This window comes from Amycolatopsis sp. CA-128772 (genome assembly GCF_002904295.1).
GTDB lineage: Bacteria > Actinomycetota > Actinomycetes > Mycobacteriales > Pseudonocardiaceae > Amycolatopsis.
In genome coordinates this window covers 78,772-102,662 of the sequence record NZ_PPHG01000060.1, presented here as the reverse complement: position 1 = coordinate 102,662, position 23,891 = coordinate 78,772, and the positions used below count along the sequence as shown (strand labels likewise).

The 23,891-nt window shown below is 72.1% G+C and carries 20 protein-coding genes; 10 read left to right on the top strand and 10 right to left on the bottom strand.

The genetic code is table 11. The features are described 5' to 3' along the window. Positions 1-2,366 (bottom strand): nitrate- and nitrite sensing domain-containing protein (locus C2L59_RS21320; protein ID WP_199199178.1); only part of this gene is annotated, 2,366 nt, incomplete at its 3' end. A gap of 187 nt (positions 2,367-2,553) precedes the next feature. On the opposite strand from C2L59_RS21320, the gene C2L59_RS21315 reads away from it, so the two are divergent. Together C2L59_RS21315 and C2L59_RS21310 are read left to right on the top strand one after the other, a co-directional pair. Further along, a complete protein-coding gene (locus tag C2L59_RS21315) occupies positions 2,554-3,519 on the top strand; it encodes an ABC transporter substrate-binding protein (RefSeq protein WP_103351261.1) in 966 nt (321 codons plus the stop codon). Between the two features lie 58 nt (positions 3,520-3,577). Further along, positions 3,578-4,963, top strand: coding sequence for an FAD-dependent oxidoreductase (locus C2L59_RS21310; protein WP_103351260.1), 1,386 nt, complete (start codon positions 3,578-3,580; stop codon positions 4,961-4,963). On the opposite strand, the gene C2L59_RS21305 is transcribed toward C2L59_RS21310, so the two are convergent. Next, positions 4,960-5,601: a hypothetical protein gene (locus tag C2L59_RS21305; RefSeq protein WP_103351259.1), complete on the bottom strand. Its 642-nt coding sequence runs from the start codon at positions 5,599-5,601 to the stop codon at positions 4,960-4,962. The genes C2L59_RS21310 and C2L59_RS21305 overlap by 4 nt on opposite strands. A gap of 89 nt (positions 5,602-5,690) precedes the next feature. Between C2L59_RS21305 and C2L59_RS21300 the strand changes: the two genes are divergently transcribed. The 3 genes from C2L59_RS21300 to C2L59_RS21290 all read left to right on the top strand — a co-directional run bounded on the left by C2L59_RS21300 (position 5,691) and on the right by C2L59_RS21290 (position 10,063). Beyond that, on the top strand, positions 5,691-7,337 hold the full coding sequence (locus C2L59_RS21300; protein ID WP_103351258.1) for a DNA repair helicase XPB: 1,647 nt from the start codon (positions 5,691-5,693) through the stop codon (positions 7,335-7,337). Positions 7,338-8,157: 820 nt separating this feature from the next. Continuing rightward, a complete protein-coding gene (locus C2L59_RS21295; protein ID WP_103351257.1) occupies positions 8,158-8,919 on the top strand; it encodes a DUF4253 domain-containing protein in 762 nt (253 codons plus the stop codon). A gap of 298 nt (positions 8,920-9,217) precedes the next feature. Further along, on the top strand, positions 9,218-10,063 hold the full coding sequence (locus C2L59_RS21290; protein ID WP_103351256.1) for a DUF72 domain-containing protein: 846 nt from the start codon (positions 9,218-9,220) through the stop codon (positions 10,061-10,063). Positions 10,064-10,170: 107 nt separating this feature from the next. Here the strand turns inward: C2L59_RS21290 and C2L59_RS21285 are convergent, their stop codons facing one another. Continuing rightward, on the bottom strand, positions 10,171-12,966 hold the full coding sequence (locus C2L59_RS21285; protein ID WP_103351255.1) for an AfsR/SARP family transcriptional regulator: 2,796 nt from the start codon (positions 12,964-12,966) through the stop codon (positions 10,171-10,173). Between the two features lie 74 nt (positions 12,967-13,040). Between C2L59_RS21285 and C2L59_RS21280 the strand changes: the two genes are divergently transcribed. The 3 genes from C2L59_RS21280 to C2L59_RS21270 all read left to right on the top strand — a co-directional run bounded on the left by C2L59_RS21280 (position 13,041) and on the right by C2L59_RS21270 (position 14,756). Then, complete coding sequence (locus C2L59_RS21280; RefSeq protein WP_103351254.1) at positions 13,041-13,970, top strand: o-succinylbenzoate synthase; 930 nt, start codon at positions 13,041-13,043, stop codon at positions 13,968-13,970. A 78-nt stretch (positions 13,971-14,048) separates the two neighbouring features. After that, positions 14,049-14,267, top strand: coding sequence for a PspC domain-containing protein (locus C2L59_RS21275; protein ID WP_103351253.1), 219 nt, complete (start codon positions 14,049-14,051; stop codon positions 14,265-14,267). 171 nt (positions 14,268-14,438) lie between these two features. Next, the gene (locus C2L59_RS21270; protein ID WP_103351252.1) at positions 14,439-14,756 is read left to right on the top strand and encodes a hypothetical protein; all 318 of its coding nucleotides are present in this window, start codon (positions 14,439-14,441) and stop codon (positions 14,754-14,756) included. 50 nt (positions 14,757-14,806) lie between these two features. On the opposite strand, the gene groL is transcribed toward C2L59_RS21270, so the two are convergent. From groL to C2L59_RS21245, 5 genes are all read right to left on the bottom strand, one after another. Beyond that, positions 14,807-16,435 carry a chaperonin GroEL gene (gene groL / locus C2L59_RS21265; protein ID WP_086857657.1) on the bottom strand — a complete coding sequence of 543 codons (1,629 nt, stop codon included), beginning with the start codon at positions 16,433-16,435 and terminating at the stop codon, positions 14,807-14,809. An 873-nt stretch (positions 16,436-17,308) separates the two neighbouring features. Further along, positions 17,309-18,817, bottom strand: coding sequence for a serine/threonine-protein kinase (locus C2L59_RS21260; RefSeq protein WP_199199177.1), 1,509 nt, complete (start codon positions 18,815-18,817; stop codon positions 17,309-17,311). Between the two features lie 64 nt (positions 18,818-18,881). Beyond that, on the bottom strand, positions 18,882-19,088 hold the full coding sequence (locus C2L59_RS21255) for a cold-shock protein (protein ID WP_003085446.1): 207 nt from the start codon (positions 19,086-19,088) through the stop codon (positions 18,882-18,884). Positions 19,089-19,199: 111 nt separating this feature from the next. Then, positions 19,200-19,823 carry an AIM24 family protein gene (locus tag C2L59_RS21250; RefSeq protein WP_103351250.1) on the bottom strand — a complete coding sequence of 208 codons (624 nt, stop codon included), beginning with the start codon at positions 19,821-19,823 and terminating at the stop codon, positions 19,200-19,202. Beyond that, a complete protein-coding gene (locus tag C2L59_RS21245) occupies positions 19,823-20,500 on the bottom strand; it encodes a TIGR00266 family protein (RefSeq protein ID WP_103351249.1) in 678 nt (225 codons plus the stop codon). The genes C2L59_RS21250 and C2L59_RS21245 overlap by 1 nt, the downstream gene beginning before the upstream one ends. Before the next feature lie 73 nt (positions 20,501-20,573). On the opposite strand from C2L59_RS21245, the gene glp reads away from it, so the two are divergent. Further along, on the top strand, positions 20,574-21,767 hold the full coding sequence (glp, locus tag C2L59_RS21240) for a gephyrin-like molybdotransferase Glp (protein WP_103351248.1): 1,194 nt from the start codon (positions 20,574-20,576) through the stop codon (positions 21,765-21,767). Here the strand turns inward: glp and C2L59_RS21235 are convergent. Together C2L59_RS21235 and C2L59_RS21230 are read right to left on the bottom strand one after the other, a co-directional pair. After that, positions 21,721-22,974, bottom strand: coding sequence for an MFS transporter (locus C2L59_RS21235; RefSeq protein WP_103351247.1), 1,254 nt, complete (start codon positions 22,972-22,974; stop codon positions 21,721-21,723). The genes glp and C2L59_RS21235 overlap by 47 nt on opposite strands. After that, positions 22,971-23,531 carry a helix-turn-helix transcriptional regulator gene (locus C2L59_RS21230; RefSeq protein ID WP_103351246.1) on the bottom strand — a complete coding sequence of 187 codons (561 nt, stop codon included), beginning with the start codon at positions 23,529-23,531 and terminating at the stop codon, positions 22,971-22,973. Before C2L59_RS21230 ends, C2L59_RS21235 begins: the two co-directional genes overlap by 4 nt. 72 nt (positions 23,532-23,603) lie before the next feature. Between C2L59_RS21230 and C2L59_RS21225 the strand changes: the two genes are divergently transcribed. After that, positions 23,604-23,888, top strand: a complete 285-nt coding sequence (locus C2L59_RS21225; protein WP_103351245.1) for a GlsB/YeaQ/YmgE family stress response membrane protein — start codon at positions 23,604-23,606, stop codon at positions 23,886-23,888. Positions 23,889-23,891 lie beyond the last annotated feature (3 nt).

The window sequence follows — 23,891 nt, the reverse complement described above, 5'->3', positions numbered from 1 at the left end:
GCGGCGAGCGCGTGGCGGGGCTGGGGTGCGGCCGGGCGGGGCTGCTCGGCGACCGGGCGGGGCTCCGCCGGGTGCCGCGGTGCTTCGGGCGCGGCCGAGGCGTCGAACCAGCGGGACAGGACGTCGCGGTAGGCGGGCATCCGCTCCGTCGGGGCGTCGAGGTCCAAGTGGGCTTCGGCGTCCACCGTGGGCCACTCCGGCGCGTGGTCGCGGGCCACCACCGGCGCCCGGCGCGGCGGGCCGGCCTCGATCGACGGCGGGCTCAGTTCCTCCCGCTCGGGTTCCGGCTCGGGTTCGGGCTCCGGCGGCGTCAGCGGCGCGAGCGGCGCCAGCAGCTCGGGTTCCGGGGCCGCGGGCGGCTCGGCGGGCGGGGGCGGCGCGGGCATCGGCGGCAGCTCGACGATCAGCGCGGCGGGCACCAGCACCGTCGCGACCAGCCCGGATTCCGCGCCCGCGCTGAGGCTGACGTCGATGTGGTGGCGGGTGGCCAGCGTCGCGACGACGAACAGGCCCATCCGGCGCGACACCTCGACGTCGACGTCCGGCGGGTGCGCCAGCCGGACGTTGGTCCGGTCGATCTCGGCCTGCGGCATGCCGGCGCCGTGGTCGATGATCTCGATCTGCCAGTCGCCGTCGTGGGTTTCGGCGCTGGCGACCGTGACCGGCGAGTCGCCGGAGTAACGCGTCGCGTTCTCCAGCAGCTCCGAAACGACGTGCACGAGGTCGTTGACGGCCTCGCCGCGGACCGCGACCTGCGGCGCCGGGCCGAGTTCGATGCGCTGGTAGTCCTCGACCTCCGACAGGGCGGCGCCGATGATCTCGTCGGCCGCCACCGAGCCGGCGTCCTCGCGCGCCGAGTCCTGACCGGACAGGACCAGCAGGTTTTCGCTGTTGCGCCGCATCCGCGTCGCCAGGTGGTCGAGTTCGAACAGCCCGGCGAGGGTGTCCGGGTCCTGCTCGTCGGCCTCCATCCGGTCGAGCACCGACAGCTGCCGTTCGACCAGGTCCTGGCTGCGCTGCGAAAGGTTGACGAACATCGCGTTGACGTTCTCGCGCAGCATCGCCTGTTCGCCGGCGAGCCGGACGGCCTCGCCGTGCACCGCGTCGAACGCGCGCGCCACCTGGCCCAGTTCTTCGCGGGTGAACACCGGCACCGGCGCGACGGCGAGCCGTTTCCGCAGGTTCTCGGGCGCGGGTTCGGGGTCGGTGAGCAGGTTCTGCACGGCCGCGGGCAGCCGGTGCTCGGCCACCTCCAGCGCGGTCCGGCGCAGGATCCGCAAGGGGCGCAACAGGGACCGGGCGATGACCACCGACAGCACGCCGGCGACGAGCAGGACGCCGAGCACCACGCCGCCGTCCCACAGCGCGGCCGTGCGGGCCTGCGCCGCCAGGCTGTCCGTGCGTTCCTGCAACTGGACCAGCAGCGCCTGCTGCACCTGGTGGGCGAGGTTCACCGTGTGCGTCGCCGAGGTGTCCCACTGGTTCGGGTCGAGCCCCGAGAGGTCCTGGCCGTTTTCGGTGCGGGTGAGCGCGGATTCGACCATGTCGTTGCCGATGTCGACGACCAGCCCGATCACCGTGTCGTCGTACATCCGCTGCTGGTCGGGGGTGGCGAAGGTGCGGTAGTCGCTGCGCGCGGCAGCGAGTTCGGCTTCGGCGCCGAGCAGCGCGCGCGTGCGGTCGCGGTTGAGGGTGCCGGCCGCGAGCGCCTCGGCCATCACCGCGCGCTTGACCGACATCTGGTCCTTGATCCGGGCCAGCGCGTTGCCGGCCAGGCGCATCCGCGCGAGTTCCGGGTCGGAGACGTCGGCGGCGGCGGAGTCGCTGATGTCGAGCAGGCCGGAGATCAGCTCGCTGTAGGAGCGCAGCACGGCGTCGGCCGGGAACGCCGAATGCTCCGCGGAAAACCGCAGGCCGCCGAGCACGCGCAGCCGGTCGTCGGTCTGCTGCAGGCTTTCCGCGGCCTTCGCGTCGAGCCGCGGCTTGCTCTCGGCGAGCGTCCGCTCGAAGGCGCCGACGGCCTGGTCGACGCGGTTGCGCTGGGCGGTGAGGTCCGCGGTGTCGCCCTGGCGGTTCTGGGCGACGAACCGGACGGAGAGGTCGCGCTCGCGTTGCAGCTCGTGCAAGGCTTCGGCGACCGTGCTGTCGACGCGGCCGCGCGTGGCGAACTCGGCGAGCTGGCGGGCGTCGCGCAGGTCGGAGCTGATCCGCAGGCCGACGAGCGCGATGACGGCCAGCGCCGGGATGAGGAGGACGGCGAAGAGCTTCGTGCCGAGACGCCAGTTCCGCAACCGCCAGCGGCCGCCCGCCGGACGCGGATCCGCCGCGTCGCCGCCCTTGCGGGGACGCTTGTCGCGACGGGTCACCTGGTTTCCTTTTCCGCCGCGGGCGGGAACCCGCGGATCGAACGGCACATCGAACCTACTGAACGGTAGCTCGCTCCATGAAGATCCGAAAGCCGCGCTGGCACGATACGGCCCTGCCCGCGATCGTATGGGGCGCGGACCATACGATCCAGCACGAGAACCAGATTCTCGCGGTAGGTGAAGGTTCATGATCAGACGCGGACGGACGATTCCGCTGGTGGCGGCGCTCCTGGCGACCGCGGGGTGCAGCGTGTTCTCTTCCGGCGGTTCCGCGGCCCCGCCGCCGCCGGAACGCAGCACCCTGCGAGTCGGTGTGGGCAACGCCATCGACACGGCCCCGCTGCGGATCGCCGTCGCGGCCGGGAAGTTCGGTTCCGCGGGGCTGACCGTGCGGCTCGTCGAACTCGGGGCCGACGACGGGCTGGCGAAGCTGGCCGCGGGCGACCTCGACGTCACCTTCGCCTCCGACATCGCGATGTTCCGCGCGGCGGCCGGCGGGACGGCGTTGCAGCTGCAGGGCGAGGCCTACACCTCCGGCCCGAACACGATGGCGCTGGTCACGCTGCCCGACTCGGACTACACGGTGCCGACGGCGAAGCGGGCCCCCAAGATCGCGGTCAACATGCTCGACGACGTCGGCGCGCTCGTCGCACGTTCGGTGCTGGGCACCGCGGGCGTCGACGAAGCGAAGATCAAGTTCCAGCAGGTGCCGTTCGACCGGATGCCGCAGGCCCTGCAGGCGGGCGACGCCGACGCCGCGCTGATGATCGAGCCGTACATCACCCGCGCCGAGAAGGACCTCGGCGCCCACATCCTCGCCGACGGCGCCCGCGGCTCGACGCTCGACTTCCCGCTCTCCGGCTACGCGGCGACCAAGCCGTTCGCGCAGGCCAACCCCCGGACGCTGGCGGCGTTCCGCACCGCGCTCGGCGCGGCCCAGGAGAGCGCGACGGACCCGGCGGTCGTGCGCGACGCGCTGCCGAAGTTCTCCGACATCGACGCGACGACGGCCGCGCTGATCTCGCTGGGCTCGTACCCGGCGTCGCTCAACGGCATCCGGCTGCAGCGCGTCGCCGACCTCATGCACAACTCGGGTCTGCTGGCCGACCGCCTCGACGTCCAGGGCCTGCTGCCCGGCAAAGCCGGGTATTAGCCACCGCAAAACCTGCACCTGGTCTACTTTTGCACTCAGTCTAGTTGAGGAGTGCGTGATGACCGACGTCCTGATCGCCGGAGCCGGCCCGACCGGCCTGCTGACCGCCGCCGAACTCGCCCTGGCCGGCGTCGAGGTCACCGTGCTCGAACGCCGGACGGGACCGGGGCTGCCGCGCCCGGTCGGCCTGCAGCCCCGCACCGCCGAGCTCCTGGACCTGCGTGGCCTGGGCCCGGCCGAGCAGGTGATCGACGGACCGAGCGGGCACTTCGCCGGGTTGCCCGTGCCGCTCGACCACGGCGTCTGGCGGACCCGGTACCCGCGGGTGCTCAACCGGACGCAGGACGACGTCGAGGCGGTGCTGGCCGCGCACGCGGCCGAGCACGGGGCGGTGGTGCGCCGGGGGCACGAGGTCACCTCGGTGGCCGCCGGCGCGGACGGCGTCACGGTCGACGGGATCCGGGCGCGCTGGCTGGTGGCCTGCGACGGCGCGCACAGCACGGTCCGGCGCCTGCTCGGGGTGCCGTTCCCCGGCCGCACCGAGACCTACGTCGCCACACTCGCGCACATCCGGCTCGCCGCCGCGTCCGACCTGGTCCCGGCCCGCGCCACGCACTTCAGCCAGGTCACGCGGCAGGTGGCCGGCTACTGGTCGATGCTCACGCCGCTCGACGACGGCGGCCACCGGTTCGTCTTCGGGACCACCGCGGGCCAGCCGGGCCGCGACGCACCCGTGTCGGACACCGAAGTGACCGAAGCGCTGACGGCGCTGTACGGCGCCGAGACGCGTCTGGGCGAGGTGTACGGCGCTTCGCGGTTCAACGACGCGACACGGCAGCTGACGCAGTACCGGCACGGCCGGGTCCTGTTCGCCGGCGACGCCGCGCACATCCACCCGCCGCTCGGCGGGCAGGGGCTCAACCTCGGCGTCCAGGACGCGATGAACCTCGGCTGGAAGCTGGCCGCGACGGTCCGCGGCACCGCGCCGGCCGGGCTGCTGGACACCTACCACGCCGAACGCCACCCGGCCGCCGCGCGCGTCCTGCGGCACACCGCGGCCCAGCGCGTGTTCACCGCGCCGGAACGCAGCGAGAACGTCGAGGCGCTGCGTGAGATCGTCGTCGACCTCATGCGGCTGCCGGACGCGAACCGCTACTTCAGCGGACTGCTCTCCGGCCTCGGGCTGAGCTACCCCGGCGCGCACCGCGTCCCCGACCTGGACCTGACGACGGCGGCCGGGCCCACCCGGCTCTCGGCGTTGCTGCACGGCGGCCGCGGGCTGCTGCTCGACCTCGGCGACCACGCCACGCCACCCGGGTTCACCGGGCAGGTCGGCGTCGTGCGCGCGGGCACCGAAGCCGACGGGTACCGCGGGCGGCTGCTGCTGATCCGGCCGGACGGGTACGCCGTCGAGCCGGCCGAGCTGACCCGGTGGTTCGGCTAGATGTTTTCGCCCGGCGGCAGCAGGCACACCACCCGGGCCGGCGGACCGTAGTAGACCCGCACGTCGTCGGCGTTTTCGCAGGCCTCCCCGTGGCTGTAGCCGGCGACCACCCGGGCGCGCTCCTTCGCCGCCGGGTCGGTACAGCTCACCTTGGCGATCGTGGCCTCGTCGTCGACGTCGCGGAGGCAGTCCCCGGTGCGGACGTTCAGGGCGAGGCAGAGCGTCCGCCCGGCGCCGGAACCGGTCGAGGTCCGGAACCGCACGTAGCCTTCGGAGGGACAGGTCAAGGTGCTGGTGTAGGACCGGTCGACCTGGTAGGTCGCGTCGGCCGCGGTGCAGCCGACGCGGTGGTAGGCGAGCTTGCCGCCGGCTTCGCGCGTCAAGTACAGGCAGTCGCCTTCCGACGGCGGGCCGCTGCGGATGGCCCAGGAGATGCCCAGCGCACCGACCGTGCCCAGGCCCAGCGCCGCGACGACGCACGCGATCAACGTGATCCGCACCTTGGTGCTGAACCAGTGCGGGATCGGCTGGTGCCCCGGCGGCATCGGCATCGGCGGCGGCGGCGCCGCGTAGTCCGGCGACGACGCCGCGTAGTCCGGCGACCGGAACGGGTTGTCGTCGGACGGTGGTGTGGTCAACGTGCCCTCCAGTGATCCCCTCGGCACCTCGGCCCACCGGCGGACCCGCGACGGGAGCGGGCCGGAGCGAGGCACGTATAACAGTAGTTGTGACTGATGGCCCGCTGATCGTCCAGTCCGACAAGACCGTGCTCCTGGAGGTCGACCACCCCCAGGCCGATGACGCGCGCATCGCGATCGCGCCGTTCGCGGAGCTGGAACGGGCGCCGGAGCACGTGCACACCTACCGGATCACGCCGCTGGCGTTGTGGAACGCGCGCGCGGCGGGGCACGACGCCGAGCAGGTCGTCGACGCGCTGACCACGTACTCGCGGTTCCCGGTGCCGCAGCCGCTGCTGATCGACGTCGTCGACGTGATGGGCCGGTTCGGGCGGCTGCAGATCGCCAACCACCCGGCGCACGGGCTGGTGATGTCGACCACCGACCGCGCGGTGCTGACCGAGGTCGCCCGGAACAAGAAGATCAGCCCGATGCTCGGCGCCAAGATCGACGAGGACACGGTCATCGTGCACCCGTCCGAGCGCGGGCGGCTGAAGCAGGCGCTGCTGAAGGTCGGCTGGCCGGCCGAGGACCTCGCCGGGTACGTCGACGGCGAAGCGCACCCGATCGCGCTGGAGGAGGACGACTGGCAGCTGCGCGACTACCAGCGCCAGGCCGCGGAGGCGTTCTGGGCGGGCGGCTCGGGCGTCGTCGTGCTGCCGTGCGGCGCCGGGAAGACGATGGTCGGCGCGGCGGCGATGGCGAAGGCGGCGGCGACCACGCTGATCCTGGTGACGAACACGGTCGCCGGGCGACAGTGGAAGCGCGAGCTGATCGCGCGGACGTCGCTGACCGAGGAGGAGATCGGCGAGTACTCCGGGGAGAAGAAGGAGATCCGGCCGGTCACCATCGCGACCTACCAGGTGATCACCCGCAAGACCAAGGGCGAGTACAAGCACCTGGAGCTGTTCGACTCGCGGGACTGGGGCCTGGTCGTCTACGACGAGGTCCACCTGCTGCCGGCGCCGGTGTTCCGGATGACGGCGGACCTGCAGTCCCGCCGCCGCCTCGGCCTGACCGCGACGCTGGTGCGCGAGGACGGCCGCGAGGGCGACGTGTTCTCGCTGATCGGGCCGAAGCGCTACGACGTCCCGTGGCGCGACATCGAGGCCCAGGGCTGGATCGCCCCGGCGGAGTGCACCGAGGTCCGCGTCACCCTGACCGACGCGGAGCGGCTCGAGTACGCCACGGCCGAGGCCGACGAGCGGTACAAGCTGGCGGCGACGGCGCTGACGAAGACCCCGGTGATCAAGTCGATCGTGGCCAAGCACGCCGGCGAGCCGACCCTGGTGATCGGCGCGTACCTGGACCAGCTGGAGATGCTCGGCGACGAGCTCGACGCCCCGGTGATCCAGGGCGCGACCCGCAACAAGGAGCGCGAGGAGCTGTTCGACAAGTTCCGCCGCGGCGAGATCCGGACGCTGGTCGTGTCGAAGGTGGCGAACTTCTCGATCGACCTGCCCGAGGCATCGGTGGCGATCCAGATCTCCGGCACGTTCGGCTCCCGGCAGGAGGAGGCCCAGCGGCTCGGGCGCCTGCTGCGTCCGAAGGGCGACGGGCGGCAGGCGCACTTCTACTCGATCGTCTCGCGCGACACGGTGGACACGGAGTACGCGGCGCATCGGCAGCGCTTCCTGGCGGAGCAGGGGTACGCGTACCACATCGTGGACGCGGACGACCTGCTCCGGCCGCTCTAAGCCGGTCGTTCGAGGAGCGCCTGCGCCTCGGCAGCCTCCGTGACGGCGGTGCCGCCGGTTCTCAGCTGCGCCCCAGACCCGTTCGACCGCGGCGGCTTCGAGCTCGTCGCGAAGCACGCCGTCCGCCACTCCGGCCAGCTCCGTCACCGCCCACGGCAGGCTCGAGCCCGGCTCCGCGAGGAACGCGAGGAGCTCCACCAGCCGGCCACGGGCCTGCGGCCGCCGCACGCCCGACGGGGCCGCCCGCATCCAGTTCCACCAGCCGGCCGTCCGCCGGGCTTCCTCCTCGGACTCCCACAAGCGTGTCACCCGGTCGTCCAGCGGCAGGCTCAGCTCGCGGAGGACGGCGGGACTGTAGATCCCCCGCACCCGGAAGTCCTCGAGGTGGTGCCGCGCGGCGACCAGCCGGGCGAGCCGCCCCCGGCCCCGGCCGCGGTGCCGCCCGAGGACGACCACGCTTTCCCCGCCATCGCCCCACTGCGGCGGCAGCACCCACACCTTCGCACCGGGCGCGAAGTGCTTCAAGCCGCGCCGAACGTCTTCGCTGCCTTCACCGTGCGTCGTCTCGGCGAGCACGTTGGCGACCACGCACCACGCCAGGAATTCCCCCTCTTTCACGGGTGCAGCCCAGCCTGGCCACCCCTTCGGCCCAGCGCATCGTCACAGGAGCAACTTCCGCAACTTTGCTTTCACACGACGTCCTGACCTGCGGTTTTCCGTATTCACCCGAACGGTTGAGCGGCCCGGACGCTGGAAATTGTCAGACCCTCGAACTACTGTTCGACATGCAGTAGCCGAACACTAGTTCGAGGGGACGTCCATGACGATCGCACCGCTCCGCCCCGGTACGCCCGCGCCGCCGGTCCAGACCCTGCCACCGGGGGCGTGGCACGGCCGGCTGTGGGTGTCCGACCTGCCGCTGACCCGGCCCGAGCGCTACCTCGGCTGCGTGGCCGAGTTCGAGCGGTCGGGGTTGTGGCCGGTGCTGATCCCCCACGACCAGCGGTTCGCGGCGAACGGCGAGGACTGGATCGACGACCGGGGCCGCCTGGCCCCGGCGGGCCACCGCGTGCCGTCGGCGGACGCGGCGGGAGCGTTGTCCCGCTGGTGGGACGGCTCCTGCTGCGACGGCGCGTGCCTGCGCCCGTTCGGCGCCCGGTTCCCGGGCCTGGCGAAGCGCAGCCCACGCCGGTCGGACCCGCTGGCGGAGGCGGGCAACACGGGTTCGATCCTGGCCAACCGCGCCCCCCACCGCCTCGGCCTGGTCCAGACCGAGCGCCCGGCGGACATCCCGGCCCTGCTGGGCTGGACGGGCATGATCAAGTGCACGGACCAGGTGGCCGAGCTGTCGGCGGTGCTGCGCAGCTGGGAGGACCGCTTCGGAGCAACACTGGTGGTACTGGGCTTCGACGCGATCGAGCTGTCGGTGGCGGCGCCCCCGAGGAACCAGGCCCGGGCACTGACGGTGGCGGCGGAGCACCGGGCGTTCAGCCTGCCGACGTTCGCCGCCCAGCCGGGAAACCTGCGGGAGTACGCATCAGGCCTGGTCCAGTCGAGGCATTGGCGGTTTTCCTGGGCGTGAAGCGGAGGCCGGGGCCGGGGCACGGCCACCCCAACAGAACTGGGTGGTCATCCCGTCGACGGGATGACCACCCAGCGACCCCACCGTAAAGGCGACCCGAAAGCACCCCCAGGGTCATCCCAGAGCCTGCCCGTCCGGCGAGGCCAGCTTTTCCCCGCACCGCAGCAGAACAGCCCCCTCAACAAGCAGACGAGCACCCCGAAACTCAGGACGACTGCCCCAACGACCGGACCACCCGTCCCACCAGACCCGCGTTTGGCCCCCCACCCCACCGGGAATCACCCACCCCGGAAGGGCGGTGAGGGCGATCGCCGAGATCCGGATCGGAACCTCCGGGTGGCGCTACACCCCGTGGCGCGGGGTCTTCTACCCACCCAAGCTCGCTCAGCGGCGAGAGCTCGAATACCTCTCCCGGCGGATGAACGCCGTGGAAATCAACGGTTCCTTCTACTCCCTGCAACGCCCCGAGCGGTACCGGGCCTGGTTCGACGAGACCCCCGCCGACTTCCGCTTCGCCGTCAAAGGCGGGCGTTTCATCACGCACATGAAGCAGCTCCGGGACGTCGAGACCGCGCTCGCCAACTTCTTCGCCTCCGGTGTCCTCGCGCTCGGGACGAAGCTCGGGCCCTTCCTCTGGCAGCTCCCGCCGCGGCTGGCCTTCGATGCCGACCGGCTCGTCAACTTCTTCGCGCTCCTGCCGCGGACCACCACCGAGGCCGCCCAGCTCGCCACCAAGCACGACGACAAGCTCAAGGGCGTCCCGTTCCTCGAAGCCGGCCCGCGCCGGCCGCTGCGGCACGCGCTCGAAGTCCGGCACCCCAGCTTCGCCCAGCCCGCCGCGACAAAACTGCTGGAAGAACACGGCATCGCCCTCGTCGTCGCCGATACCGCCGGCAAGTGGCCGTTCCTCGAAGACCAGACCGCCGACTTCAGCTACGTGCGGCTGCACGGCGACGAAGAGCTCTACGTCAGCGGCTACTCCGACCGGGCCCTGCGCACCTGGGCGGGCAAGATCCGCGCCTGGCACGACGACGGCCGGCGGGACGTGCACGTCTACTTCGACAACGACGTCAAGGTCGAGGCGCCGCGGAACGCCGAGAGCCTCGCCGATCTGCTCGGGGTGGCGCCGCAAACCGGACAGTGAAAACCGGACAGTGAGTGGACAGTGAGCGCCGTCGGCTTGGATCAGCTCACGGGCCGGACCGGCTTGCGTGCTGTCGCTGGGGGTCGGCACGCGAGCCGTCCGGGCCCTCAACCACCCACGACCACCAGGGCCGCCAGCTTGGCCCGGACGTCGTCCGCGTCCGGGTGGCCCAGCTCCGTCAGCAGCCGCACCGACCGCAGCCAGCACTCGCGGGCCGGCGCCGCGTCGCCGTGGCGGAGGTACATCGTGCCCAGCTGGGCCAGTACGTCCGCCGCCTCGTACTGCTCGTCCATCGCGAAGAACATCTCGACCGAAGCGCGGATGCACGCGATGCCCTCGTCGAGGCGGCCCAGGCCGACCAGGGCCAGGCCACGCGTGTGCTGCGTGAACCGCGTGTCCACCGGCTCGCCGTCCGGGCCGAGGATCGCCAGCGCCGCGTCGGCCAGCCGCAGCGCCTGCTCGTGATCGCCCATCGACGTGCAGATGTCGCCCAGCGCCCGCAGCACACTCGCCTCGAAGTGGCCCAGCCCCAGCTCGCGGACGATCTCCAGGGCCTGCATCCCGTGCTCGTACGCCCAGGCGCAGTCGTCGAGGTTGTGCGCCGCCATCGCCAGGTTGTACTGCGCCCGCGCCTCGCCTTCGCGCGCCCCGAGCTCGCGCTGGATCGCCAGCACCTGCTCCAGGTACCGCCGCGCCTGGGCGTACTGCCGCGCGACCCCGTTGACCACGCCCAGCCCGCTCAGGATCCCCGCCTCGCCCGGCCGGTGGCCGCTCGCCCGCGCGGCTTCGAGCGCCACCGCGAACACCGACCGCCAGTCGTCGAGCCGCGAGCGCGTCACGAAGTAGCTTTGCAGCAGCCAGGCCAGCTTCCAGCAGACGTCGTCGCGGCCCCGGCGCCGCGCCAGGTGCACCGCCGCGATGAGGTTGCCGTACTCCTCGCCGAACCAGTCCAGCGCGTCGTGGTACTCGGGGAAGGCCGGCCCGCCTTCGAGGTCGTCGAGCTCCAGCAGCCGGTAGTAGCGCTCCGGCCGCATCCGCCGTGACGCGTTCAGCGCCGACGCCAGGTACCAGCCGAGCAGCCGGTCCGAAGCGGCCTCGCGCTCGGCCGCCGGGTCCAGCTGCGAAGCGGCTTCGCCCGCGTACGCCCGGATGAGGTCGTGGAACTGGTAGCGGCCCGGCCGCGGCTGGGCGAGCAGGTGCGCCGCGGCCAGCGTTTCGAGCATCGGGCGGGTCGCCGTGACGTCCAGGCCGGCGACCGCGGCCGCCGCCGGCGCGGTGAAGTCCACGCCGGTGTGCAGCCCGAGCAGCCGCAGCAGCCGGGCCGTCGACGGATGAAGAGCCTGGTAGGAGTAGGAAAACACCGAGCGGATGTTGGTGCCTTCGCCGTCGGCGAGGTCGAACGAGCCGAGCAGGTCGCCGGCCAGTGAGCCGGCGAACTCGTCGAGCGCCAGGTCGGGGAACTGCGCCGCGCGCACGGCCAGGATCCGGATGGCCAGCGGCAGCCCGCCGCAGTGGCGCACGAACCGCCCGGCCGCCGCCGGGTCGCGGGCGACGCGGTCGTGGCCGATCGTGGACGCCAGCAGCGCGACGGCGTCCTCGTCGCCGAGCTCCTCCAGCGCGATCCGGCGGGCGCCGTGCGTCGCGACCAGGGCGCGCAGCTGCCAGCGGCTGGTGACCAGGACCAGGCAGCCGGGCCCGGGCAGCAGCGGGCTCACCTGCTCGGTGCGGTTGGCGTTGTCGAGCAGGACCAGCAGCCGCCGTCCCGCGGTGTGCGTCCGCCAGCTCGCCGCGCGGCCGTCGAGGTCGCCGGGGATCGCCTCGCACGGCACGCCCAGCGCGGTCAGCATGGCTTCCAGCGCCGCCGACGGCTCGACCGGCTCGCCCGGGCCGTAGCCGCGCAGGTTGAGGTGGACCTGCCCGCCGGGGAACCGGTCGGCGACCTCGTGCGCGAAGTGCACGGCGAGCGTCGTCTTCCCGATGCCGCCCATGCCTTCGACGGACGCGATCGGCGTCGACGCGTCGGCGTCCACAGCCTCCGGCAGCAGCGCGTGCAACGCCTTGAGGTCGCACTCGCGTCCGGAGAAGGTCCGCAGGTCGGCGGGCAGCTGGTGGGGCACCTGCGGGTCGACGCCGAGCCGGTAGCGCGCCGGCGCGGGCGTGGTGCCGCTGTCCGTGCCGGTGAGGATCGCCTGGCGGGTGCGCTGCAGCGACGGCCCGGGGTCGAGCCCGAGTTCGTCGGCCAGCACGCGGCTGATCCGGCGGTGGACGTCGAGCGCCTCGGCCTGGCGGCCCGACCGGTACAGCGCGATCATCAGTTGCTCGTGCAGCCGCTCCCGCAGCGGGTTCTCCCTGGTCAGCCGGGCGAGCTCGGGGATGACCGTGCCGTACTCGCCGACTTCGAGCAGCGCGTCGGCCCACTGCTCGCGCACGCGCAGCCGTTCCTCGGCCAGCTGGCCGGCTTCGTCGCGGTGCAGGGCGTCGGACTCGACGTTCAGCAGCGCCGGCCCGCGCCACTGCGCGAGCGCCTCGGCGAAGTGCGCGGCCGCCCGGCGGCTCTCGCCGCGGTCCATCGCCGCCTTGCCGCGGACGGCCAGCGCGCGGAAGCGGGTCAGGTCGAGCAGGTCGTCGGCGAGTTCGATCAGGTAGCCGCCGCTCTCCGTGCGGATCGCGACCTGGTCGCCCAGCGCCCGGCGCAGGCGCAGCACGTACGTCTGGAGGGCGCCCTTGGAGCGGCGGCGGTCGTCGTGCCACAGCCAGCGGCCCAGCTCGTCGACCGGCACGACCCGGTTCGCGCGCAGCAGAAGCCCGGCCAGGACGATCAGCGGCCGGCTGCCCCCGAGCGGTACCGGGCGGCCGTCGGCCGTGACCTCGGCCGGACCCAGCACGCGGAAATCGAGGACCACGGAGCCATTCTGGCCGGAAACACCCAGTCCGGCACCTGTTTGCGAAACCCGGGACGGTGGCATGATCGGGCTCGATGAAGGTCTACGCGATCCCCCTGCGCACCCGGTTCCGCGGCATCACCGTCCGTGAGGGGGTGCTGCTGCACGGTCCGGCGGGCTGGGGAGAGTTCTGCCCGTTCGCCGACTACTCCGACGCCGAGAGCGTGCCGTGGCTGCGGGCGGCGCTGGAGGCGACCGAAGCAGGCTGGCCCGCGCCGGTCCGCGACCGGGTCGAGGTCAACACGACGGTCCCGGTGGTCGGCCCGGAGCAGGCGTACGAGCTGGTCCGCGCCTCCGGCTGCCGGACGGCCAAGGTGAAGGTGGCCGATCCGCGCGTCTCCGTGGCCGACGACTGCGCGCGGGTGGAGGCGGTCCGCGCCGCGCTCGGCCCGGACGGCGCCGTCCGCATCGACGCGAACACAGCCTGGGACGTCGACACGGCGGTGCGGGCGATCACCGACCTCGACAAGGCGGCGGGCGGCCTGGAGTACGCGGAACAGCCGTGCCCGTCGATCGAGGAGCTGGCGGCAGTGCGGCGCCGGGTGGGTGTCCGCATCGCGGCCGACGAGTCGATCCGCCGGGCGGAGGACCCGCTGAAGGTAGCGGTCGCGGGGGCGGCGGACATCGCGGTCCTGAAGGTTTCCCCCCTCGGCGGCGTCCGGCGCGCGCTGGAGGTGGCCGAGGCGTGCGGGCTGCCGTGCGTGGTGTCCTCGGCGGTGGAGACAAGCGTGGGTCTCGCGGCGGGCCTGGCGTTGGCGGGCGCGCTGCCGTCGCTGGAGTTCGCCTGTGGACTGGGCACGATTTCGTTGCTGCAAGGCGATGTTTCCGCGAATCCACTGTCCCCTGTGGACGGTTACCTGCCGGTGCCCAGGGAGGCCCCGGAGCCGGTGGACGCGTTCCCGGCGCCGCCCGAGGTGGCCGCGGCGTGGGAAGAGCGCCTGGCGCGGGTACGCGCGCTCGCCTGACCCCGAGGGCGAAGTTCAGGGTCGGGGTCGGGGCCGTTCCGGATGTGGTCAGGGTGCCCCGGGCGCGAGTATTGAGCCATGACGAACAGCGTGTACACCCCGGAAACCACCAAGAAGGTCCGCCGCAGCCGGACCGACAAGATGCTCACCGGCGTCTGCGGCGGGTGGGCCACCTACCTCGGCATCGACGCCAACGTCCTGCGCATCGGCCTGGTCGCCGCCGTGTTCCTGTCGGTCGGCATCGCCATCCCGATCTACGTGGCCGCCGCCATCCTGACGCCGGAAGAGGACTCCTGAACGAGGGCGGGCGCCGGTTCGCAGGGGGAACCGGGGCCCGCCGGCTGACGGGGTGCACGAAACGAACGGCCCGGGCGCCAGGGGACGCCCGGGCCGTTCGGCCGAGGCGGCTGGGCCGAACGGCACAAAAGCGCGGCGCGAATCCCGTTCGAGGGGTTAGGGTTCGCGCTCGTGGATCAAGGGAGCAGAACGGCCGCGAAGGTCGTCGTCGGGATCCTCGGCGGGCTGTACCTGATCGCCGGGCTGGGCCTGACCGCCCTCGCCGCGTTCCTCGCGCTGGACGACCCGGGCGGCCGGTCCGCGACCAAGGTCGTGCTCTACGCCGCCGCCGCGTTCGCGATCTGGGTGCTGCTCACCGGGATCGGCGCGGTCGTCCTGGCGATGGAAGCGGAAGAAGCGAGCACGGCCTGGCTCGGGGGTCTCTTCGTGCTCGCGCTCGGCGTTGTCACCGTCGGCGCCTTCGCCGTGTGGTTCTTCACCAAGCCGTAGAAACGGAAAAGCCCGGCCCGCCGAAGCGGACCGGGCTTTCCCTGCGTGGATCAGAAGTCCATGCCACCCATGCCACCGGACGGGTCGGCGGGAGCGGCCGAAGCCTTCTCCGGCTTGTCCGCCACGACGGCCTCGGTGGTCAGGAACAGCGCCGCGATGGACGCGGCGTTCTGCAGCGCGGAGCGGGTGACCTTCGTCGGGTCCGGCACGCCGGCGGCGAGCAGGTCCTCGTAGACACCCGTGGCGGCGTTGAGGCCGTGACCCTGCGGCAGGCCCTTGACCTTCTCCACCACGACGCCGCCCTCAAGGCCGGCGTTGATCGCGATCTGCTTGAGCGGGGCCTCGACGGCCACCTTGACGATGTTGGCACCAGTGGCCTCGTCGCCCTCGAGCTTCAGGCCCGCGAAGGCGGCCTCGGCGGCCTGGATCAGAGCCACGCCACCACCGGCGACGATGCCCTCTTCCACGGCGGCCTTGGCGTTGCGCACCGCGTCCTCGATGCGGTGCTTGCGCTCCTTGAGCTCGACCTCGGTCGCGGCGCCGGCCTTGATGACGGCCACGCCGCCGGCCAGCTTCGCGAGCCGCTCCTGCAGCTTCTCGCGGTCGTAGTCCGAGTCCGAGTTCTCGATCTCGGCGCGGATCTGGTTGACGCGACCCTGGATCTGGTCGGCGTCGCCCGCACCCTCGACGATGGTCGTCTCGTCCTTGGTGATGACGGCCTTGCGGGCCTTGCCCAGCAGGGACAGGTCCGCGTTCTCCAGCTTGAGGCCGACGTCCTCGGAGATGACCTGGCCACCGGTCAGGATCGCGATGTCCTGCAGGATCGCCTTGCGGCGGTCACCGAAGCCCGGCGCCTTGACGGCGACGGACTTGAAGGTGCCGCGCATCTTGTTGACGATGAGGGTGGCCAGGGCCTCGCCCTCGACGTCCTCGGCGATGATCAGCAGCGGCTTGCCGGACTGGATGACCTTCTCCAGCAGCGGCAGGACGTCCTTGACGGTGGAGATCTTGGAGCCGAAGAGGAGGATGTACGGGTCCTCGAGCTCGGCTTCCTGACGCTCCGGGTCGGTCACGAAGTAACCGGAGATGTAGCCCTTGTCGAAGCGCATGCCCTCGGTGAGCTCGAGCTCGAGACCGAAGGTGTTGCTCTCCTCGACGGTGACGACGCCTTCCTTGCCGACCTTGTCCAGCGCCTCGGCGATCAGCTCGCCGATGGTGCGGTCAGCGGCCGAGATCGAGGCGGTAGCAGCGATCTGCTCCTTGGTCTCGATCTGCACGGCGGCCTTGTGGAGCTGCTCGGTGACGGCCTCGACGGCCGCCTCGATGCCACGCTTGAGGGAGATGGGGTCGGCGCCGGCGGCGACGTTGCGCAGCCCCTCGCGGACGAGGGCCTGGGCGAGCACGGTGGCGGTGGTGGTGCCGTCACCCGCGACGTCGTCGGTCTTCTTGGCGACCTCCTTGACGAGCTCGGCCCCGATCTTCTCCCACGGGTCTTCGAGCTCGATCTCCTTGGCGATGGAGACACCATCGTTGGTGATGGTCGGCGCGCCCCACTTCTTTTCGAGCACGACGTTCCGGCCCCGCGGGCCGAGGGTCACCTTGACGGCTTCGGCGAGGGTGTTCAAGCCGCGCTCGAGACCGCGGCGGGCGTCCTCGTCGAACGCGATCAGTTTGGCCATTGCGGTGTGGTCCTCCGGTATTGGGCGCAGCCGCCGCGCTGTGGTTCTTTGCAGCGGCGGCAGCAGGACTCTTTCCTCGGCCAGGCTCGGTGCCCGCGACGGACGACTGGACCCGGGTGGGGGTACAGCCTCACCGTCCCGACCTTTGGCACTCAACGGCGTCGAGTGCCAAGTTCGTGTTTAGCACTCTCAGGGGGAGAGTGCAAGAAGCCCAGCTCAGCGTCGCACGATCAGGAGCTTGTTCCGGTCAGGCCGCCGCGTCCCGCGCGCACGGGCAGCAGGCGGCAGAACGTCATGCGGCGGCCGACGGCAGAACAAGCTCCTCAGGGAGCCTGGCTCTTTCACCCTATGCCTCCTCCTATGCCGGAGGACCACGGCTCCGACCGGCTGAAACACGCGCTGCGTACCCCGCGACTACCTCACATGCCCGGATGGGAAGCCACCATCGGCCAAGTGGTCGTTCGCGCACTGATCGCCGGCTCCGAAGGCGGGAGCGACCTTCCCTGGCGGTCGGCTCGCTCCCGGCTCAAAAAGCAGCTTCGGAACGCGCTCGGCACGGCTCCGGCCGAGCCGTTGGGTGTGCTCGAATCGGTCATGGCGGAGGCGGACCCTCAACGCTTTCGACGCACGGCGGTCGAGCTTGCGCTGGGGCCGCGCCTATTACCTCCTCGGCGTGCCGGCGGTCATCCTCGCGACCACCGCCGGCGCCACCGGCCTCGCGACCGCGGCGGGCCGAGTCGTCGCCGCCGTCACAAGACGTGTTCGAGTCGACCTACTGGGAGAAAGTTCTCGAACCACACCGCAGGAAGGGTCACCTCCTGCGAGGTGACGTGCCTCCAGGCAAGTTCACCGGCGAGAGCGGCCTCCGTGCACTCAGGAGCTTGGCTTGATGCTGATCGACGTCGGCGGTGCGTTGAGCGACGACGAAGGCGCGTTGGTCGACGAGCCGCCGTCGGGGCCCACCGGGATGTTCGGCGCCGTCGTCTGGGTGCCGCCGCCACCGCCGCCGCTGTCACCGAAGAGGAAGATCGCGCCCACGACCAGGCCGGCCACGACCACCAGGCCCAGCACGATGAAGATCCACTTCTTGCCGCCGCCGCTCTTCGGCTGGTGGAACGCGCCCGCGCCGCCCGCGGGCATCGGCGGGCGCAGGCGCATCGGGTCGCCCGGCGGGCCGTAGCCCGGTGGCGGACCCTGCGGGGGCATGCCCTGCTGCGGGTAGCCGTACCCCGGCGGCGGGCCCTGGGGCGGCATCCCCTGCGGCGGCATGCCCTGCGGGGGGTAGCCGTAACCCGGCGGCGGACCCTGCGGCGGCGGGCCCTGCGGCCCACCAGGGCCCTGCGGTCCACCAGGGCCCTGCGGTCCGGGCCCCTGGCCGTAGCCGGGCTGCTGCTGTCCTCCGTACGGGTGCACGGGGGCCCCCTCTCCCTGCGGTGCGCTGTTCTGATGCGGCCCCTGTTGTACCTGACCAGGACGCTGCGGCGCGGGGATTCCGCCCGAATGGGACCCGGGCGGGCCCGGCGGGGTGTCGGACGTGGCCAGCGGGCCGAGCGCGCGGCGCGCGGCCGCGACCATCTCGACGCAGCTGGCGTAGCGGTCGGCCGGGTTCTTGGCCATGCCGCGGCGGATCACCTCGTCGATCGACGGCGGCAGCGCGACGGCGCGGGAGATCGCCGGCGGCTCGCCGTTGAGGTGGCCCTTGATCACCGTCGGCACGTCGCCCTTGAACGGCGGGCTGCCGGTGAGGCACGCGTAGAGGACGCACGTCAGCGCGTACTGGTCGGTGCGCCCGTCCAGCGGCTCCCCGCGCAGGTGCTCGGGAGCCGCGTACGTGGGCGAGCCGAGGAAGTCGCCGCCGCGCGTGCGGTGGCCGGTCGCGCCGCGGCGCGTCAGCCCGAAGTCGGCGACGTACACGTGCTCGCGCGAGGTCTCCTTCTTCGTCACGAGCACGTTCGCCGGCTTGACGTCGAGGTGGACCAGACCACGGTTGTGCAGCGTGTCGAGCGCGTCCGCGACCTGGTCGAGCATCGTCAGGGCGCGGGCGGGCGCGATGGGTCCCCCCGAGATCAACCCGGCGAGATCGCCGCCGTCGACCATCCGCATGGCGATGTAGAGCATGCCGTCGAGCTCGCCGAAGTCGTACAGCGGCACGACATTGGCGTGGTCGATCGCGGACGTGTTGCGCGCCTCGTCGACGAACCGTTCGCGGAACTCGGCGTCGGCCCCGAGGTGGTCACCGATGACCTTCAGGGCCACCTTGCGGCCGAGCCGCACGTCGGTGGCCTTGTAGGTCACGCTCATGCCGCCCTTGCCGAGCACCCCGTCGATGCGGTAGTTGCCCAGCCGGCGACCGGTGAGGTCCCCCGACACATCGCCTGTCACGCCCGAAGCCTAACGCCCCTGGTTCGGCGCCTGACGGGGGTTCACCGATCACCCGGCAGGCGGGTTACGAAACCTTTCGAACGTCGGCTGCCTGGCTACGACCGTCTCGGCCGGACTGCACTTCGAACTCGACGCGGTCGCCTTCGTCCAGAGTGCGGAATCCTTCGGACTGGATGGCCGAATAGTGGACGAACACGTCCGGGCCCTCCGTCGATTCGATGAACCCGTAGCCCTTTTCCGAGTTGAACCATTTGACGGTGCCGACAGCCACGGCGCCCTCCCTCAGCACAAAGGATCCGCTGGCCCGAGCGGATGCCAGCGGCGGAGTGCCAATCACGCTACCGGAATTATTGTCCGCGGCAATGGGCAATTCGTCCGAAGATCACGAACCCGAAAGGCGCCGGTTCCGCGCGTGCACGAGCACCGTCCCGGGACCCGCGAAGTCGACCGCGAGTCCTTCGCCGGTGCGCAGCGACTGCGGTCCGCCCGGGTCGAGGGCCCGCAACCGGCACTGCACGGTGTCCGGGTAGGCCAGCAGGTAGTCCGGCCGGACCGTGACCAGCTCGCCCTTGCCGAGCTCGAACGCGTCCACCGGGCCGGGCGCGGCCAGCACGAGCGGCCCGGTTCCGCTGTAGTGCTCGAGGAACCCCGAATCGGCGCCGAAGAGCTGCTGCAGCGGCACCCAGCCGGTGTCGTGCCGGACCGACGACGGCCGCACGAGCACCGCGTCGCGGTGCACCGACCAGCCCGTGCCGCCGCCGAGCTCGAGCGGGTAGACGTCGCCGGGGCGCAGCGGCGCGAAGTCGATCCAGCCGCCGTCGGACGGCGCGGTGTATACCGCCGTCGCGGCCTTGCCAGCGCGGACGCCGCCGCGGCCCGCCGGCGTCTCGGTGACGCCGAACCGGCTGGCCAGCAGGGTTTCCGGCGCCGCCCGCACGGCCTCGCCCGGGTCCAAGAGGACGCGGGCGACGCCGAAGGCCGGCGTGTGCCGGGTCTGGACGCGCATCAGCGCGACGGGACGTGCGAGACGATCCAGCCGACCAACGCGGACGGGTTGCGCGTCTGCGTCATGATCTGGCCGGGGCCGACGAAGTCGAACACGAGCCCTTCGCCGCTCTTCATCGACTGGATGATGCCCTGCGCGACCTTCCGGATCTGGTACTGCACGGTGTCGGCGTACGCGACGACGTGCCCGGTGTCGACGGTCACCATCTCGCCCTGCTGCAGCGTGATGGTCTCGACCGCGCCGTAGCAGCTGACGAGCAGCTGGCCCTGGCCGGTGGCGTGGGTGAGGAAACCGCCCTCGCCGCCCATCAGGTTCTTCATCCCGCCCCACTTGGTCTCCGTCTGCACGCCGTGCGACGACGCGAGCCAGCAGCCGCGGGTGACGGCCCAGCCGGTGCGGCCGTCGAGGGTGATCACCTGGATGTCGCCGGGCAGGTTGGCGGCGACGTCGACCCAGCCGCCGTTCTGCGGCGCGGTGAAGGTGGAGATGAAGAAGGACTCGCCGGAGAGGAAGGCGCGGCCGAGGCCCTTCATGATCCCGCCTTGGGCCTGCGACTGGACCTGCACGCCGTAGCTGGTGGCCATCATCGCGCCGGACTCGACCTGGCACGGCTCGCCGGGCGCCAGCATCAGCCGGGCGACGGCGAACGAGGGCTGTTGACGGATTCCGACCTGCATGCGTACTCCCCATCGGCGTGCTCGTGACGGGGCAGAGTCTTGCACGCTCCGGAAAGCCGGGGAGGATGGTCCGGTGATCTCCGTCGACGACTACCGCGACCGGGTTGCCGCACTCCTCGGCACCGCGCCCGCGACCGCCCTGCCCCTCGCCGCCGCGGCCGGTCTCGTCCTGGCCGAGGACGTGACGGCGACCGTGTCCCTGCCACCCTTCGACAACTCCGCGATGGACGGCTACGCGGTCCGCGCGGCCGACGTCGCCACCGCGCCGGTGACCCTGCCGGTCGCCGACGACATCCCGGCCGGCCGGGTCGACGTGCAGCCCCTCGAACCGGGCACCGCGCACCGGATCATGACCGGCGCGCCGCTGCCGCCCGGCGCGGACGCCGTCGTGATGGTCGAGGACACCGACGGCGGCACCTCGCAGGTGACCATTTCTTCTCCCGCGCGCGAAGGGGCGCACATCCGCCGGACCGGCGAAGACGTCGTCGGCGGCAGCGTGGCGCTGCACGCCGGCACCGTGTTGAGGCACTCCCAGCTCGGCCTGGCGGCCGCGGTCGGGCTCGCCGAGGTGCGGGTGCACCGGCCGCTGCGGGTGCTGGTGGCGTCGACCGGCACCGAGCTGATCGACGCCCCGGCCCCGCTGCGCCACGGCCAGATCTACGAGTCCAACAGCGTGATGCTCGCCGCGGCGATCCGCGACCTCGGCTGCGAGGTCGACGTGGTTCGCAGCGTCGTCGACGACGTCGAGGAGTTCCGGAAGGTCATCGAGCCCAAGCTGGCCGGCGCCGACCTGCTGGTGACGTCCGGCGGCGTCAGCGCGGGCGCGTACGAAGTGGTGAAGGACGCGCTGACCGGTCAGGGCGTCGAGTTCGAGAAGGTCGCGATGCAGCCGGGCGGCCCGCAGGGCTGCGGGCGCTGGCAGGGCGTGCCGGTGGTGACGCTGCCCGGCAACCCGGTCAGCGTGCTCGTGTCGTTCGAGGCGTTCCTGCGCCCGGCGATCCTGACCGCGCTCGGCCACACCGACGTCTCGCGACAACAGGTGCGCGCCCGGCTGACCGAGGAGATGCCCTCGCCCGCCGGGCGCCGCCAGTACCGCCGCGGGGTGTTCACGCCGTCCGACGGGGAGGTCACCGGGATCGTCGGGCCGCGCGGCGGGCCGGGCTCGCACCTGCTCGGCGCGTTCACCCAGGCGAACTGCCTGATCGTGCTGCCGGAAGACGTCACGTCGGCAGCGGTTGGCGACGAGGTGGACGTCCTGCTGCTCTGACCGGGAAGTCCCGCAGCTTCCGGTAGGGCGCGAGCAGCGGCAGCGCGAGGAGCGAAACCGCCGCGGCCGCCCACAGCGTTTCGCGGACGCCGATCGCTTCGCCCAGCACGCCGCCGAGGACACCGGCCAGCGGGATCGACCCGTAGTTGACGAGCGACATGCTGGAATTGACCCGGCTGAACAGCTCGGGCGGGCAGTACTGCTGCCGGAACGTCGTCACCAGCACGTTGCCGGCGACGACACCGGCACAGACGCCGAACTCCGCGAGCACGAACAGCACGAGTCCCCCGCCGGGGCTGCTCAGCGGCCCGAGCAGCAGCATCGGTGCCGCGAAGACCTCGCACAGCAGCCACGCGCGGGCGGCCCCGAAGCGCGCGGCGAGCCGTCCGGCCACCGCCGCGCCGAGCACCCCGCCGGCCGCGGCCGTGGCCAGGACCAGGCCGAGCAGGCCGGGTGCGGTGCCGAGGGTGCGGGACAGGAAGACGATCTGGACGGCCTGGTAACCGGCGAGCGCGAGGTTGGAGACGGCGCCGAACACCATGAGCGTGCGCAGGTACCGGTCGTGCACGACGAACCGCAGCCCTTCGGCGATCTGGCTGCGCAGCGGCGAGCGCTCGGCGGGGACGACGGTCTCGCGCGCCCGGATCGTCCGCACGCACAGCACGGAGACGCCGAAGCTGACCGCGTCCGCGAGGATGCCGCTGACCGGGCCGAACGCCTGGGCCAGCAACCCCGCCAGGCCCGGTCCGGCGACCTGCGTCGCGGACTCGCTGCCCTGGAGCTTGGCGTTGGCGGCCAGGAGTTCGTCGTCGCGGACGAGGGCCGGGAGGTACGCGCGGTAGGCGAGGGTGAAGAACACCTTCGCGAAGCCGCCGAGCAGGGCCGCGGCCAGCAGGTACGGCATGGTCAGCACGCCGAAGACGGCGGCGAGCGGGACGCTGCCGAACACCACCATCGAGACGGTGTTGCTGACGAGCATCACCGGCCGCTTCGGCAGCCGGTCGACCCAGGCGCCGGCGGGCAGGCCGACGAGCAGCCACGGGAGCCAGGCCACCGCGGTCAGCAGCGCGACCTCGAAGGTGCTCGCCTGCAGCGTGACCACCGCGACCAGCGGCAACGCCGTGGTCGCGACCATGCTGCCGAGCATGCTGGTGGTCTCGCCGGTCCACAGCAGCCGGAAGTCCCGGTTCCCCCAGAGCCCTTTCACGGCTTGCCCAGCGACGCTCGCGCGGCGAAGAAGACCGGGCGGCGCTCGACGCCGTCGCCCGGTTCGGTGCGGTTCTCGAACTCGCTGATCAGCAGGAAGATCCGCTCGTTGAGCTCGTCGAGCTCCTCCTTGGACAGCCGCACCCACGTGTCGATGCTGAACGGCGCCCCGCGCCACTGTTCGGGGTAGGTCTCGCGGCTGGCGATCCAGTCTCGGGCGACCGCCGTCTGGTGGTCGAGCACGAGGACCTCGGCGGCTTCGGCGACCGGGTCGCCGGGGAAGTCGCCGGCCGCCCACCGCAGCGTCCTCGCACTGCGCTTCCACCAGCGTTCACGCTGGTCACGGGCCAGTTCCGGAGCTTCCTCGACCAGCTTCGCCGCGGCCAGGACCTTCATGTGGTGGCTGACGTTGCCGACCGCCTGGCCGGTCTTCGCGGCGAGCACCGACGCCGTCGCCGGGCCGTCGAGGTGGAGCAGTTCCAGGAGCCGGCGCCGCAGCTGGTGCGACATGGCGGCCAGCACCTTCGAATCGCGGATCTCCCTGATGTCATCGCCCATAACGCACAAGACTAGTTGTACAAGACCTCTTGCGCAATGGCGCTTGTGCAACTGCCCGCGTAAGCTTCGGGCATGGGTTTCGTCGCATGGGTGATCTTCGGCGCGATCGTCGGCTGGGCCGCGAACCTGGTCGTCGGCGGGCGCGCGCGGCACCGGCAGGGTTGCCTGGTCAGCGTGCTCGTCGGGGTCGTCGGCGCGGCGCTGGGCGGGCTGCTCTACCGGCTCGCGACCGGCCAGGCGAAGACGTTCGACTTCGACTTCCCCAGCTTCGGCGTGGCCATCCTCGGCGCGGTCGTGCTGCTGGCGATCCTGCGGCTGGTCAGCGGGCGCACCCGGCGTCCGAGTGACCGCTGGTAACTA